14 protein-coding genes are annotated in these 14905 nt (G+C 67.4%); 9 read left to right on the top strand and 5 right to left on the bottom strand.

What is annotated here, in order from left to right; genetic code table 11:
- Window positions 1-98: 98 nt before the first annotated feature.
- Both U0C82_RS09240 and U0C82_RS09245 read left to right on the top strand, forming a co-directional pair.
- Window positions 99-1418: a M16 family metallopeptidase gene (locus U0C82_RS09240; RefSeq protein ID WP_322186771.1), complete on the top strand. Its 1320-nt coding sequence runs from the start codon at window positions 99-101 to the stop codon at window positions 1416-1418.
- Window positions 1419-1442: 24 nt separating this feature from the next.
- Complete coding sequence (locus U0C82_RS09245) at window positions 1443-2357, top strand: patatin-like phospholipase family protein (RefSeq protein ID WP_322186772.1); 915 nt, start codon at window positions 1443-1445, stop codon at window positions 2355-2357.
- Between the two features lie 10 nt (window positions 2358-2367).
- Here U0C82_RS09245 and U0C82_RS09250 read toward each other — a convergent pair whose 3' ends face one another.
- Complete coding sequence (locus tag U0C82_RS09250; protein WP_322186773.1) at window positions 2368-3408, bottom strand: DNA topoisomerase IB; 1041 nt, start codon at window positions 3406-3408, stop codon at window positions 2368-2370.
- A gap of 198 nt (window positions 3409-3606) precedes the next feature.
- On the opposite strand from U0C82_RS09250, the gene U0C82_RS09255 reads away from it, so the two are divergent.
- Window positions 3607-3828: a hypervirulence associated TUDOR domain-containing protein gene (locus tag U0C82_RS09255; protein WP_322186774.1), complete on the top strand. Its 222-nt coding sequence runs from the start codon at window positions 3607-3609 to the stop codon at window positions 3826-3828.
- Window positions 3829-3970: 142 nt separating this feature from the next.
- Here the strand turns inward: U0C82_RS09255 and U0C82_RS09260 are convergent, their stop codons facing one another.
- Entirely contained in the window at window positions 3971-5869 is a 1899-nt protein-coding gene (locus tag U0C82_RS09260; RefSeq protein ID WP_322186775.1) for a monovalent cation:proton antiporter-2 (CPA2) family protein, read from the bottom strand.
- Between the two features lie 122 nt (window positions 5870-5991).
- Between U0C82_RS09260 and U0C82_RS09265 the strand changes: the two genes are divergently transcribed.
- The 6 genes from U0C82_RS09265 (at window position 5992) to lpxK (ending at window position 11769) form a co-directional block, all read left to right on the top strand.
- Window positions 5992-7335 carry a TldD/PmbA family protein gene (locus tag U0C82_RS09265; protein ID WP_322186894.1) on the top strand — a complete coding sequence of 448 codons (1344 nt, stop codon included), beginning with the start codon at window positions 5992-5994 and terminating at the stop codon, window positions 7333-7335.
- Window positions 7336-7342: 7 nt separating this feature from the next.
- Window positions 7343-8179: a 3'(2'),5'-bisphosphate nucleotidase CysQ gene (locus U0C82_RS09270; RefSeq protein ID WP_322186776.1), complete on the top strand. Its 837-nt coding sequence runs from the start codon at window positions 7343-7345 to the stop codon at window positions 8177-8179.
- 61 nt (window positions 8180-8240) lie between these two features.
- Window positions 8241-8474 (top strand): DUF4170 domain-containing protein, encoded by a 234-nt coding sequence (locus tag U0C82_RS09275; protein ID WP_322186777.1) that lies wholly within the window; start codon window positions 8241-8243, stop codon window positions 8472-8474.
- Between the two features lie 126 nt (window positions 8475-8600).
- Window positions 8601-9392, top strand: coding sequence for a lysophospholipid acyltransferase family protein (locus U0C82_RS09280; RefSeq protein ID WP_322186778.1), 792 nt, complete (start codon window positions 8601-8603; stop codon window positions 9390-9392).
- Window positions 9389-10732: a lipid IV(A) 3-deoxy-D-manno-octulosonic acid transferase gene (waaA, locus tag U0C82_RS09285; protein ID WP_322186779.1), complete on the top strand. Its 1344-nt coding sequence runs from the start codon at window positions 9389-9391 to the stop codon at window positions 10730-10732. The genes U0C82_RS09280 and waaA overlap by 4 nt, the downstream gene beginning before the upstream one ends.
- Entirely contained in the window at window positions 10732-11769 is a 1038-nt protein-coding gene (lpxK, locus tag U0C82_RS09290; protein ID WP_322186780.1) for a tetraacyldisaccharide 4'-kinase, read from the top strand. The genes waaA and lpxK overlap by 1 nt, the downstream gene beginning before the upstream one ends.
- Here lpxK and U0C82_RS09295 read toward each other — a convergent pair.
- From U0C82_RS09295 to mutL, 3 genes are all read right to left on the bottom strand, one after another.
- A complete protein-coding gene (locus tag U0C82_RS09295; protein WP_322186781.1) occupies window positions 11723-12058 on the bottom strand; it encodes a hypothetical protein in 336 nt (111 codons plus the stop codon). The two genes, lpxK and U0C82_RS09295, sit on opposite strands and share 47 nt — an antisense overlap.
- Window positions 12059-12295: 237 nt before the next feature.
- Entirely contained in the window at window positions 12296-12511 is a 216-nt protein-coding gene (locus U0C82_RS09300) for a DUF2093 domain-containing protein (protein WP_322186782.1), read from the bottom strand.
- 145 nt (window positions 12512-12656) lie between these two features.
- Window positions 12657-14594 carry a DNA mismatch repair endonuclease MutL gene (mutL, locus tag U0C82_RS09305; RefSeq protein WP_322186783.1) on the bottom strand — a complete coding sequence of 646 codons (1938 nt, stop codon included), beginning with the start codon at window positions 14592-14594 and terminating at the stop codon, window positions 12657-12659.
- Window positions 14595-14905 lie beyond the last annotated feature (311 nt).

A 14905-nucleotide genomic window follows, 5' to 3' on the forward strand; every position in this document is an offset into this window, starting at 1 on the left:
CCCTGCCCCGCTTCGCCCCGACTGTTTGCCGGCGAAAGGCGCCCTTTGCACCCCTTGCGCCCGTCCTGCCGGCCATATTTTCGAAATGGACCCGACCCATGATCGTCTCGAAACGTTCCCACCTCCTGGGCCTTGCCGCATTCGCCGCGACCCTCGTCTTTCCGCTGGCCGCACGGGCCGTCGAGATCCAGACCGTGACGAGCGAGGGCGGGATCGAAGCCCTCCTCGTGGAAGACCACACCAACCCGCTGATCGCGATGGACTTCGCCTTCAAGGGCGCCGGTTCCGCACAGGACCCGGACGGCAAGGCGGGACTTGCCAACCTTCTGTCGGGCCTGCTCGACGAGGGGGCCGGCGACATCGAGAGCGCCGAATTCCAGAGGAAGCTCGACGATCTCGGCGTCTCGCTCAGCTTCGATGCCGGCCGTGACGACTTCACCGGCTCGATCAACGCGATCACCGAGTTTTCCGACGAGGCCTTCGATCTCGTCGGGCTGGCGCTGTCCGACCCGCGCTTCGACGAGGAGCCGGTCTCGCGCATCAGGGGCCAGATCGTCACGGGCATCAAGGCCAGCGAGAACGATCCGGAAACGCTTGCCAAGGACGCCTTCAGCGAGACCCTTTTCGGCGACCATCCCTACAGCCGGCGGACCGAGGGCACCGTCGAGAGCCTCGGCGCGATCGAGGCGAGCGATCTCGAAGCCTTCCGGTCCGAAAAGTTCGCGCAGGACAATCTCGTCGTCGGCGTCGTCGGCGACATCACTCCGGACCGCCTGAAGACCGTTCTCGACGAGATCTTCGGGGATCTGCGGCAATCCCCGGACCTTGCCGACGTCGCCGATATCGAGCCGACCTTCGGCGAACGCGTCGCCGTCGAGCTCGCGGTACCCCAGACGACGATCCAGTTCGCCCTGCCGGGGGTCGAGCGCGACGATCCGGAGTTCTTCGCCGCCTATCTCATGAACCACATTCTCGGCGGCGGCTCGTTCACCTCGCGGCTCTATGAGGAAATCCGCGAGAAGCGCGGTCTGGCCTATGGCGCGGGTTCCTGGCTCGCGAGCTACAATCACGCCGCGATCCTCGGCGTTTCGACCGCGACCCGCGCGGACGCCGCGGAGGAAAGCATTCGGATCATCCGGGACGAGTTGACGCGAATGGCCGAGAACGGGCCGAGCGAGGAGGAACTCGCCATGGCCAAGACCTATGTGAAGGGGTCTTACGCCGTGCGCAATCTCGATTCGTCCGGTTCGATCGCCAAGACCCTCGTCGGGATCCAGCTCGACGATCTCGGCATCGACTATATCGACACGCGCAAGGACGAGATCGACGCGGTGACGATGGAGCAGGTGAAAGCGGCGGCCAAGGCGCTTCTCAGCGTCGAGCCGACCGTGATCACCGTCGGCCCCGCTGGCGCGTGATCTGACGGGGAAGGGGAACGGCAGATGGTGCGGATCGGGCTTGCACTGGGCGGCGGCGGCGCGCGGGGCATCTCCCACATTCATGTGCTCCAGGCCTTCGACGAACTCGGCGTCAAGCCGGATCGCATCGTCGGTTCCTCGATCGGCGCGATCCTCGGCGCGACCTATTGCTCGGGGCTGAACGCCCGGGAAATGGCCGAGTTCATCGTCGGCACGTTCTCCCACCGCCGGGACATCGTCGCCAAGCTCTGGCAGACCCGCGCCCCGAGCCTGAAGGATTTCCTGCACGACGGCGGGTTCCGCATCGGTCAGCTCAACGTGGAGCGGATCGTCGCCGGCTTCCTGCCGCCCCAGGTTCCCAAGACCTTCGACGCGCTGGCGATCCCGCTCGGCGTGATGGCGACCGACTATTATCGCCGGCTCGAATGCGAACTCGACAGCGGCGAGATCGTCTCGGCCGTGGCCGCGTCCTCCGCGCTCCCGGCCGTGTTCCGCCCGGTGCGCCGCCAGGGCCGCATCCTCGTCGATGGCGGCATCTACAATCCCGTGCCCTACGACCGGCTGAAGGGGCACTGCGACATCGTCGTCGCCGTCGACGTCAATGGCGGACCGGACGGCGATCCGACGCTCATCCCCACGACGATGGATGCGATGATCGGATCGTCGCAACTGATGATGCAGGCGCTCATCGACCTGAAGGTGCGGGCCGACCCCCCGGACATTCTCGTCCGCCCGCGCGTGTCGCCCTACAAGGTGCTCGACTTCCTGCGCGCGCAGGAAATTCTCGGGGCGACGGGCCTCATCAAGGAAGACGTGAAGCGGGCCATCGCCGGTGCGATCGAGGCCAGAGAGCGCGGCATCGAGACCGGCGCCTTCACCGAGATCGTCGGAGCGAACGAGGCGGGCACGGCGCGCGAGGCTTCGGCGCTCGCGCGCTGAAGAGTGCACATCACTCAGGCGTTGCGCCTTCCAGGAAACGCATCAGCCCGGTCTCCTCCTGGTTGAGTCCCGCGCGGGTCCGGCCCTTCATCAGGTCGGGCGAGAGTTCGCCGGCCTCGAACGCGGTGATGATGCCGGGATGGACATAGGAGGAGCGGGCGACGGCCGGCGTGTTGCGAAGGCGTTCCGAAACCGACCGCATGGCGGCGGCGACAGCCTTCTTCTTCTTTGCCTCCGTTTCGGCCGTCAGTGCCTTTTCGTCCAGGCAGAGAAACCGAAGCGCCTCGACCGAGCCGTGGAAGGTGCGGAAATCCTTCGCCGAAATCCGTTTGCCGGAAGCGTCGCGCATATAGGTGTTGAGGACGCCGGCCGTCATCTTGCGGCTCTTGCGCTGGTCGCCCGCGAACTTGAACAGGCGCGAACCCTCGACCTTGCGCACGGCCGCGAGATTTTCGACGAGCTTGCGGTCCCGGATCTCGATCTCGTGCTTGCGGTTCGACTTGCCGGTGAACTTCAGGACCGCAACGCGGGTTTCGCGAATGCGCAGGTTCTTGCGGGTGAGGGATGACACGCCGCGTCCGCCATCGGCCGCATATTTCTCGTGGCCGGCCCGCATGGCGGCAAGGTCGACGAGACGGGTGGCGGTCGCCGCCGCGAACTTTCGGTCGCGCTGCCTGCGTCTCATGTCCTTCGAGACGGCCTTGCGAAGCTTCGGCAGGGCCTTGCCGAACCGCATGAGTCGCTCCGCCTTCACCGCATTGCGGACGTCCACCCACCGGTCGTGATAGCGATATTGCAGCCGGCCCTTCTCGTCCCGGCCGATCGCCTGGATATGCCCGCTGCCCTCGATGCAGATGCGCACGTCGGTCCAGGCGGGCGGAATCACCAGTTCGTCGATCCGCTTGCGCAGCCGCTCGTCGTTGACGGCCTCGCCCGACCGGAAACAGACGCGATGGCCGTCGTCGAGCGTCTGGCGCTCGATCTCGAACGTCTCCGGATCGACGATCGACAGGCCGACGATCTCGGCATGGTGGGCAAGACGCGGATTCATGGGCGTATGGCAACCGGCTTTCGGGTCTCGGTGGAAACTCGAAAGCCAAAACCGCATGGGACGGGATCGGGTTCCGCGTCGCGATCGCCGCGGCGGGCGGTTGCGACAAAGCGCCCATCGGCGGGGGGCGAAGCGGAACCATGTCTGCGAACGCGAACTTCAGGCTCCACCAACGCAATCGGAGGGAAAGGACCCGTCATGGTCGCATTTCGAAAAGGCCAGCATGTCGCCTGGGACTGGGGCAACGGCACTGCGAAGGGACAGGTGAAGGATCATTGGGCCGAGGAAGTGACGCGCAAGATCAAGGGCTCAGAGATCACGCGCAAGGGCGAAGAGGGCAACGAGGCCTACCTCATCGAACAGGAGGACGGGACGGAAGTCCTGAAACTCGCCTCCGAGCTTCGCAAGCCGGACGAATAGATCGTCCTTCCGCGACGGCTCGGGCGCACCGTCTCCCGGGGTGCCATCCCTTAGGCGAACGCGGCGGCGAACGCGGCAAGCCCGATGCCTGAAACGATCGAAGCCGCTGGATCGCCATGCGTCTGACGAGACGCATGGCGATCTAGCGTTCGGCCTTCTTGCGGAAGCTCAGGCGCCGCCCCTGAAAGGGCCGGCCGCGCCGGCGGCGCAGCGGTGCGGTCTCGTCGATCACCTCGCCCAAGCGCTCCGAGCCGTCGCCCGCATTCTCGACCGCCTGAAGCGCGGCATGGGGCTCGACGAGCGGCTCGGGCTGAACGGCGCGGGTGACCATCATGTCGGCGCCCGCACTGTAGCCTTCCGATTCCTGCAGTTTCAGCCGCTGGGCATCGCGCCGGCGCACATCGTCGACGATCCGCCGCGACAAGGTTTCCTCGACGCCGAGCGAGGTCAGCGTCGCGCCGCCGAAGGCAAGCGCCGATTCGGCGGTCTCGCGGATTTCGTAGTCGACGCCGCGCGCCCTGAGCGCCAGCGCGTGGACGCGGTCGTAGGCGCGCACGTAGAGCTTGACGTTGGGAAACTCCTCGCGGATCAGATCGACGATGCGGTTGGTCGTCTCCTGCTTGTTGGTGCAGATCGCGACGAGCTTGGCGCGGCGGATGCCGGCCGCCTCGAGCACGTCCTTGCGCATGCCGGAGCCGAAGAAGATGCGGAAGCCGAAATTCGTGGCCGTGCGGATGCGCTCGGCGGACGAATCCAGGATGGTGACGTCCCGCCCGCTCGACAGCAGCACCTGCGCGACGATCTGGCCGAAGCGGGAAAAGCCGATGAGAAGGACGTCGGAGCCGGCACCCGCGAAATCCTCGTCCATCTGCTCCTCGTCCTCGTCCTCGCCACGGCTGATCGCAAGCGTCGCGAGATAGGTGGACAGCGGCGTCAGGGCCATGGAGAGCGTCGTGATCGCGATGAGAAGCGAGGAGACTTCCGCGGAAAACACGCGGTCGGCGGCGGCGGCCGAGAAGATGACGAAGCCGAACTCGCCGGCCTGGGACAGGAGAGCGGACACGCGCAGCGCACTTTCGTGACCTTCGCCGAAGATGCGGGACAAGCCGTAGAGAAGGGCTGCCTTCGTCGCCATCATCATCGGGGCGGCCAAGAGGATGACCAGCCAGTCGCTGGCGAGGACGTCGAGATCGATCGACAGGCCGACGCCGATGAAGAACAGGCCGAGAAGCAGGCCGCGGAACGGCTCGATATTGGCTTCCAGCTCGTGGCGATAGGAGGATTCGGCGAGCAGCACGCCCGCGATGAACGCCCCCATCGCCATCGAGAACCCTGCGGCAGCCATCAGCATGGCCGAGCCGAGCACGACGAACAGCGCCGCCCCCAGCATCACTTCGCGCGCGCCCGCCGAGGCCATGATCCGGAAGAGCGGGTTGAGGAGAAACCGCCCGCCGACGATCAGCCCGACCACGGCGGCGGCCGAGATCGCGATCTGCGCCAGGCTGATCTCGGTGTCGGAGGAATAGGGCGCGAGAAAGGGAATCATCGCCAGAATGGGAACGACCGCGAGATCCTGGAACAAGAGGACCGAGAACGCCGCCTGGCCGTGCCGCGTGTTGGTCTCGCCCTGTTCTTCCAGGATCTGCAGGCCGAATGCCGTCGAGGACAAGGCGAGCCCGCTGCCGATGACCAAGGCGGCGGGAACGGAAAAACCCATGAGAAAGGCGGCGCTGCCGATCAGCGCGCCGGTCACGATCACCTGGGCGGCGCCCAGCCCGAAAATCTGGCGCCTGAGGGCCCACAGCCGCGAGAGCTTCAGTTCGAGGCCGATGATGAAGAGCAGGAAAACGACGCCGAGCTCGCCGATATGCAGGATCTTCTCGCCGTCGCGGATGAGGCCGAGCAGCGGCCCCATGGCGATTCCGGCGGCGAGATAGCCGAGCACCGTCCCGAGACCGATCCGCTTGAACAGGGTTCCGGCGACGATGCCGCCGCCCAGCAGCAGGACGATCTCCAGAAATTGGGTGTTCGCGTGTTCCAAGGATCGTCCGTCGACTCAGGGCGTATCATTGCATTGTAGTATCCCTTGCTCATAAACCGGAAGCCTTGATGGCAGAAGGCTCGCACAATAGATGCGGTCCATAGAATTCTCGACGGATCGGCATTTTCATGGACCAGAACACGACGCGGCTTCTGAACGTCGCCGAAAGCCTTCTCGACCGGGTGCGTCGGGCCGGCGCGGACGCGTGCGACGTCGCCGTCGCCACGTCCACCAGCCGGGGCGTCGAGGTTCGCCTCGGCAAGGTGGAGGAGACCGAAAGCTCCGAAACCGAAAGCGTGTCGCTGCGCGTCTTCGTCGGCAACAGGGTCGCCAGCGTCTCGGGCGATACACGCTCGGACCTGTCGATGCTGGCCGAGCGCGCCGTCGCGATGGCGAAGGTCTCGCCGCCGGACGCGTTCGCCGGCCTTGCGGACCCGGAACGCCTCGTCGACAGGATCCTCGATCTCGACCTGTACGATCCGACCGAGATCGCCGCCGACACGCTGCGCGCCACCGCGCTCGCCATGGAGGACGCCGCGCGCGCGGTTCCCGGCGTGACGAATTCGGGCGGGGCGAGCGCCGGCGCCGGCACGTCGAGCCTGGTTCTGGCCACCTCGCACGGGTTTCGCGGCCACCGCATGCGGTCCGGCTTTTCGCGCTCGGTCAGCGTCCTGGGCGGCGAGGGCACCGCCATGCAGCGCGACTACGAGTTCGATTCACGGCTTCACCATGTCGATCTCGAGGATGCCGAGGCGATCGGACGGCGGGCGGGCGAGCGGGTGGTGAAGCGGCTGAACCCCGGCGGCATGCCCACGGGCCGGCTGCCGATCGTCTTCGATCCGCGCGTCTCGCGCGGCCTCATCGCAAGCCTCGTCTCGGCGATCAACGGGGCGGCCATCGCGCGCGGCACGAGCTTTCTGAAAAACCTCATGGGCGAGCCCGTCCTGCCCGACACCATGACGTTGACCGACGAGCCGACCCTGAAGCGGCGGCCGGGCTCGCGGCCCTTCGACGGCGAAGGGGTGGCGGGCGCCCCGATGACGCTGGTCGAGAACGGCGTCCTCAAAACCTGGCTCCTCGACACGGCGACCGCACGGGAGCTCGGTCTCGAGACCAACGGCCGGGCCGCCCGCTACGGCGCCGGCCTGTCGCCCGCGCCGACGAACGTCATCCTCACCCCGGGCTCGCTCTCGCCTGCGGAGCTGATCGCGCAAACCGGGCGCGGGCTCTATGTCGACGAGATGATCGGCCAGGGCGCAAACCTCGTCACCGGCGACTACAGCCGCGGCGCGTCCGGCTTCCTCATCGAGAACGGCGTCCTCACGCGGCCGGTGTCCGAAATCACGATCGCCGGCAATCTGAGGGAGATGCTCCTGTCGCTTACCGCCGCGAACGATCTCGACACGCGGTTCTCGACCGTCGTGCCCACCTTGCGGGTGGCCGAAATGACGATCGCGGGGCGCTGACGACACCGTGCATCAGGCTCTTCCTTCCCAGGATCAGGAACTGGAACTTCTCACACATGCCGCGCGCGAGGCGGGCCGGATCGCCATGTCCTTCTTCGGCGGGAGCCCCGAGATCTGGTGGAAGGAGAACGATTCTCCCGTTTCCGAGGGCGATTACGCGGTCGACCGATATCTGAGGCAGATGCTTCTCGAGACCCGGCCGGACTATGGCTGGGTGTCGGAGGAGAGCGAGGTCGAGGGATCGATCCCGTCCACCACCCGGGAAGACCGCTTCTTCGTCGTCGATCCGATCGACGGGACGCGGGCCTATCTGCGGGGCGACGCCACCTGGTGCGTGTCGATCGCGCTCGTCTCGGGCAACAGGCCGCTCGCCGGTGCGATCTTCGCGCCGGTCTTCGGTGAGATGTTCACGGTCACCCGCTCGGGCGAGGCGCGCCTCAACGGGGAGCGGATCTTCGTGCCCCAGGTCGGGGATCGGCCGCTCTCGGTCGCGGTGCCCGACCAGTTCATCAAACCCTTTCGCCGTCTCGATGCGGACGTGCGAGGCGGCTTTTCGACCGAGCGCGGGGCGCCGTCGCTGGCCTACCGGCTGTGCCAGGTCGCCGCACAGCGGCTCGATGCGACCCTGATCCGCCCGCGGGCCCACGACTGGGACATCGCCGCAGGCGATCTTCTTCTGGAGCGGGCCGGTGCGGCGCTGCTCGACGGGGACGGGGATCGCCTCGTCTACGGCCGGGACGCCAGGCGCCACGGCCTTCTCGTGGCCGCCTCGCACGCGGCGATGCCCAGGATCGCGGCGCTGGCGAAGGCGGTCCTGCGGGAAGACGCCGTCAAATCGCCGTAACGGCTGGCGATGAAGGCCGAAAACGCCGATGGATAATTCAGGAACAAGAAGGTCAGGTACGATGGACGAACAAAAACCCAAGCAATTGCTTCATCTCGTGTTCGGCGGCGAGCTCGACGATCTCCAGTCGGTGCATTTCAGCGATCTGGACGATCTCGACGTGGTCGGCATCTTCCCCGACTACAACAGCGCGCTCGCGGCCTGGCGCTCGAAATCGCAGCAATCGGTCGACAATGCGTCGATGCGCTACTTCATCGTCCATATGCATCGCCTCCTCACCCCCGAAAAAGCATGAGGGTGAAGAGCGCCGGGCAGGCATGTGACGCCCGGTCCTTCGATCACGAGGTGCAGCCATCGAAAGCGTTCGGGCAAAGGGCGATGCGCCGTCATCGCCCTTTGCCGTGAGGACGGATCGGTGTCGATGAACGAAGGCGACCTCAAGACCGGCACGGCGCAGCCGATCCGCACGGGCAAGTCCCGGCGCCCGGCGCGCTTGCGCCGATTTCGCCGCAAGGCCCTCCGCAAGATCGGGCGCAGCCGGTTCGTCAACTGGCTGGCTGGCGCCGCGATCCACCGCGTTCTTCGCTTCGTCGCGCGCACCCAGACGCCGGCGACCGATTTTGCGGCGGTGCGGCTTCGCATCTGCGAAAATCATCCGGCCATCGTCGGGATGTGGCACGGCCAGCATCTTCTCGCGCCGATCTTTCGGCCCGTCGAACTGCCCTATGTGGCGCTGCTGTCACGCAATGCGGATGCCGAGATCAACGCCCAGGTGGTGGCGCGGTTCGGCATCGACACCGTGCGCGGCTCGGGCGGACGCGAGGGCGGGACGAAATCGGAAAAAGGCGGGGCGCGCGCGGTGATCGCGCTGCGAAAGGCGCTGCGCGAAGGCTTCGGCGTCTGCATGATCGCGGACGTGCCGAAGGGCACGCCGCGCGAGGCGGGGCACGGCATCGTCACGCTCGCGCGCATTTCCGGCCGGCCGATCCTGCCGAGCGCGGCGGTGACGAGCCGGCGCCGGGTGGTCCGCTCCTCCTGGGACCAGACCACCCTTCCATTGCCCTTCGGCCGCATGGCGGTGGTCGTCGGCGAACCGATCCACGTTCCCGCCGACGCCGACGCGGCATTGCTCGAGGAAAAACGCCGCGAGGTGACGCGGGCGATCGAGGCGGCCAACAGGGATGCGACGCGCATCGTGGAGGCGAGACGATGAGTGAAGGCAAGGCGCGCGCCGTCCTGTCCGCCTACCGGCTGCTCGGCTCGGCGGTCTCGCCTATCCTGCGTCCCTACATTTCCTATCGCACGCGCATCGGCAAGGAAGACCGCGCGCGCAAGCGCGAACGGTTCGGCCATGCCGGCGTCATGCGTCCCGAGGGCGTTCCGCTGGTCTGGATCCATGCCGCGAGCGTCGGCGAGACGCTCGCCGTCGCCCCCCTCGCGCGCGCGATCGCGGCCGACGGGCTCAGCGTCCTGATGACGACGGGCACGCGCACGTCGGCCGAGATCGTCGAGACCCGCATGTCGGACTGCGTCATCCACCAATATGTCCCGCTCGACGTGAAGGCCGCGGTCACGCGCTTTCTCGACCATTGGAAGCCGGATCTGGCGATCTTCGCCGAAAGCGAGCTCTGGCCGGTTACGCTTCGCCAGCTTTCCGAGCGCCGGGTGCCGCAGGTGCTCGTCAATGCCCGGCTTTCGGACCGATCGTTCGAGCGCTGGAAGAAGGCGCACTGGTTCGCCGAGGCGCTGATCGAGAATTTCGCCCTCGTCATCGCCCAGTCGGACATCGACGCCGAACGCTACCGCCGGCTCGGCGCGGGTACGGTAACGGTCGCCGGCAATCTGAAGGCCGATTCCGACGCGCCGGCCTGCGACGAAGCGGTTCTGGCGGAGATATCGCAGGCGATCGGCGCACGGCCCGCATGGGCCGCACTCTCCACCCATGCCGGTGAGGAGATGGCCGCCGCGACGTGCCATATCGGCCTCAAGCGGCGCCATCGCGGCCTTTTGACGATCATCGTGCCGCGCCATCCCGACCGCGGCAACGAGATCGCCGAGGAGCTGCGCTCGACGGGACTGCGCGTCGCCCAGCGCTCCATGGGTGCCGTGCCGACCGATGCGACCGACATCTTTCTCGGCGACACGATGGGCGAGATGGGGCTCTATCTGAGGCTGTCGGACATCGCCTTCATCGGCAAGTCGCTGATCGGCGAGGGCGGCCAGAACCCGATGGAGCCGGCCATGCTCGGCCGGGCCATCCTGTGCGGCCGCTACGTCCAGAACTTTCGCGACGTCTACCAGCGCTTCGTCGAGGACGGCGCATGCGCGATCGTCAGGGACGAGGCGGGCCTTACCCGCGAGGTCGATGCGCTTCTGTCCGATCCCGCGCGAAGAGCCGCCATGGGCGCGGCGGGTGCGGCGAGCGTGGCCACCATGCGCGGCGCGCAGGAGCGCACCCTGCGCGCGCTTTCGCCCTATATCAATCCGCTCAAGCTCGCGGTCAGCCTCGACAGGCGCTCCGACGACTGGCGCGACGGACGACATGGGCTGTGATGAAAGTTGCGTTCAAAGCACCGGATTTCTGGTGGCAGGCGCCATCCTGGCAAGCGGCGGCGCTCTCGCCGCTTGCTCTGACCTACGGCGCGGTCGCGGCGCGCAATCTCGACAAGGGGCGGCGCGCGCCGTTGAGCGTTCCGGTCCTGTGCGTCGGCAATCCGACGGTCGGGGGCGCGGGCAAGACCCCGACGGCGATGGCGCTGGCAAGGGCGGCGATCGCGCTCGGCCGCACCCCCGGCTTCGTGACGCGGGGCTACAGGCGGAAAGGCTCGGCAATTCTTGTCGTCGACGGCGATCGTCACACCGCCTCGCAGACCGGCGACGAGCCGCTTCTCCTGGCGAAGATCGCCCCCACCGCGGTATCGGCCGATCGGCGCAAGGCCGCGGAACGGCTGATCGACGAATATGGCTGCGATCTCATCATCATGGACGACGGCTTCCAGAGCGCGCGGCTTCGCACTGATTACGCCCTTCTCGCGGTCGATGCGCGGCGCGGGCTCGGCAACTGGCAGGTGTTTCCGTCCGGCCCCCTGCGCGCGCCCCTGAAGACGCAACTTGCCCACGCCTCCGCGATCCTGATGATCGGAACGGGGGAGGCGGGTGCGGCGGTCGTCAGCGAGGCGGCCCGTTCCAACCATCCGGTCTTCCGCGCCCATCTTCTGGCCGAGAACGGCCAGCGTTTCCAAGGCATGCCGGTTCTCGGCTTTGCGGGGATCGGCCATCCGCAGAAATTCACCGAAACCCTCAAGGCCTGCGGCGCCAGGGTGGAGATGACCCGCGCCTTTCCCGATCATCACGCCTACCGACCGCAGGATCTCGCCCGGCTGTCCCAGGAAGCCTGGAAGAACGGGCTGCAACTGGTGACCACCGCCAAGGATGCGGCGCGGCTTGCGACCGGCACGGAGGCGGCCCGCCTGTTCCTTGCGGAATGCGAGGTTCTGGACGTGACATTGTCGTTCGAGAACGCCGGCGCCGCTTCGGCGATCGTCAAGGAAACGCTCGCCAATTTCCACCGCCGCCGCTTCGGCGCCTGAGATCGGCCGGCGACCGCAAACCGTCTTCGAGGCGTGGACGTGGGTGATGGCGCAACACAAACGCTTTCAGATCGGTGAAGGCGTCGATGCGGGAGCCGACTGGGATTACGGTGTCGACAAGCTTGTCGTCGGCGCTTCGATCGAGACCATCCATGTCCGTAACGATAATGGCGAAGCTCCGGTCGAATTCACCGATGGTCGCAGCAACGGCCTTGTCCTGCCCTTCGGTGTCGCCGCGGCTGCGATCGATGCGGACGCCTTTCTCCTTGCCGAAGGCCGCGATGGGCATGGACCGGGGCTTTGCGCTCCGGTCCGTCGATTTCGGCAGCCTTCCTTCTCTAGCGGAGCGTGAAATACCGGCGCATGCCTCTCTCTCGAGCCGCGCTTCGCCACCGGGCCCGCACGGCCGGCTTCCATCCGGCATGGACGCATCGCTCCGGTCTTCCGGCGATCATGCGTCGGTAAGGCTCGGCGATCGGCTTGGGTTGCGACGAGACCGGCCATGATCCGCAGGCCGCGATCGACGTCAGGCCTTGCCCGAACGGATTTCCTTCTCGCGCTGGAACACGGCATCCGCGTCCCGGTAGGCTTCCTGGCGCTCGACGCTCCAATATTTGAGGAGATCGAGGGGGATCTGGTCGCCCGTCACCGCGCAGCGCACATAGGCGCCCGAGCGCACGATCTGGAAATCGGGCGTGCCATATTTCAGCTTGGCCTCGCCGCCTGTCTCCATCCGGTTCATGGGCGCGTCGCTCCTGTGGTTTCATGTCCTGGCAAATGGCCGACCGCATCTAGCGCCTCGCGGGCGCGAAGGCAATTTAATAAGGCAAAGGCAGCATCACCGGAACGCTGTGGTGCCGGACGCCGGGCGCGGGGCGGCGCACGATCTATCGACGCCCGAACAGGGCCTCGATGTCGGCGCGCTTCAGCTCGATGAAGGTCGGGCGGCCATGGTTGCAGGTGCCGGAGCCGGGCGTCGCCTCCATCTCGCGCAGGAGCGCGTTCATCTCGTCGGGTCTCAGCCGCCGGCCGGTGCGCACCGATCCGTGGCAGGCGATGGTCGCAGCGACATGGTCGATGCGCGAGCGAACGCTTTCCCCGGTGCCGAATTCGGCGAGTTCGTCGGCCAGATCGCGCACCAGCCGGCCGATCTCGCACTGGCCGAGAATGGCGGGCGTCTCGCGAACCGCGACGGCGCCGGGCCCGAAGCGTTCGAGCCGCAGGCCGAGCGTTGCCAGCGTCTCGGCCTCCTCGCAGATGCGGTCCGCATCGTCTTCGGGCAGATCCACCACGTCCGGGATCAACAGCATCTGCGAGGCGATCGGCCGGCCGTAGAGCGCGGCCTTCAGCCTCTCGTAGACCAGTCGCTCATGGGCCGCGTGACCGTCGACGAGAACCAGCCCGTCCTCGGTTTCGGCAAGGATGAAGTTCTCGAAGAGATGCGCCTTGGCCGAGCCGAGCGGATGGGCGCTCGCCGTGTCCCGGCCGGAGCCCGGCGATGGTCCGGACGACGGCGCGCCGGAAGGCCCCGGATCGAACGGGGCCTGCGCGCTTTCCATGAAGCCCCGGTTCGCGCCAAGCGGCGAAGCCCCTTCGTCGAACCGCTCCTCCAGCGGACGATAGGCGGCGCGCGCGGCATCGAAGGGCGCGCGCGGTCGCTCCGGCGCCGGGTGCCGCGCGAAGGCGGACCGTCCGAAATCGGCGCGCGGCGTCATCGCAATGTCGGGCGCGCCCGGCGCAAAGCCGTCGAAGCGCGACGTCGACCCGGCATCGCCGCGCGGGCCCGCGCCCGAAAACCGCGCCATCAACCCGTGCGCCGCAGCCGTCGAGCCGCGCACGCCGGCCTTCGCCATCGCCTCGCGGATCGCGCCGACGACGAGGCCGCGCACGAGTTGCGGATCGCGGAAGCGGACGTCGGCCTTGGCCGGATGGACGTTCACGTCGACGAGCGCGGGATCGATCTCGACGAAAAGCACCGCGACCGGGTAGCGGCCCTTCGCCATCATGTCGGAATAGGCGCCCGACAGCGCCGAGATCAGCATCTTGTCGCGCACCGGGCGCCCGTTCACATAGACATATTGGGCGAGCGAATTGCCCCGGTCGAAGGTCGGCAGGCCGGCAAAGCCGGACAGGAACACAGCCTCGCGCTCCGCCTCGATCTCGACCGCGTTCTCGGCGAATTCCTCGCCCACAACGTCGGCGATGCGCTTCAGCGGCGCGTCGGCGGGAACCGCCTCGAGGAGGAGGCGCGAGCGATCGGGCCCCGACACCTCGAAGCGCACGCCGGGAAAGGCGATGGCGAGGCGCCTGACGATCTCGGTGATCGCGGCGCTTTCGGCGCGGTCGCTCTTGAGGAATTTCAGCCGCGCCGGCACCTGCTGGAAGAGGTCGCGCACCTCCACGACCGTGCCCCGCGTGAGCCCGGCCGGGCGCGGACCCTCGCAGCGGCCGGCCTCCACCATGATCTCGAAGGCGTCCGCCGCGCCCTCGGCCCGCGACATGATCGACAATCTGGCGACCGAGCCGATCGAGGGAAGGGCCTCGCCGCGAAAGCCGAGGCTGGCGATCTTGTCGAGCCCACCCGACAGCTTCGAGGTGCAGTGGCGCTTGACGGCGAGGCGCAACTCGTCGCGCGGCACGCCCTTGCCGTCGTCGGTGACGCGGATCAGCGTCTTGCCGCCGCCGGCGGTGGCGATCTGGATGCGCCGCGCGCCGGCGTCGAGGGCGTTTTCGAGAAGTTCCTTCACGACGCTCGCCGGCCGCTCCACCACCTCGCCGGCGGCGATCTGATCGATCAGATATTCGTCGAGCTGAACGATGGGCAAGGCGGCAGATCCCTCGGTGGCGGGTGCGTTGCGACCTAGGTATCGACGCAGGCGCGCCCCCGCAAGACGAGGCGCGTCTTCGCGCGCGGCTGACGCGGCGATCCGCCGGGCCTCGTCATGCCCGGGCGCGACGCGGTCGGGGCAAGGCGAGGGCGGACGGGCTTGGATCCATTCCAGAACGCGCTTGAACCGCCGGCGCAAACGCGCCACCTATAACGGACGATGGCCGATCTGCGCGCAGGTCGGCCGGACAGAATCTTTGTCGACGGAGAATGACGGTTTGCGTGAACGAGGGACTGGGACGGGGAGGA

Origin of the sequence: Fulvimarina uroteuthidis (assembly GCF_034321785.1) — a bacterium.
In the GTDB taxonomy this organism is placed as follows: Bacteria; Pseudomonadota; Alphaproteobacteria; order Rhizobiales; family Rhizobiaceae; genus Fulvimarina; species Fulvimarina uroteuthidis.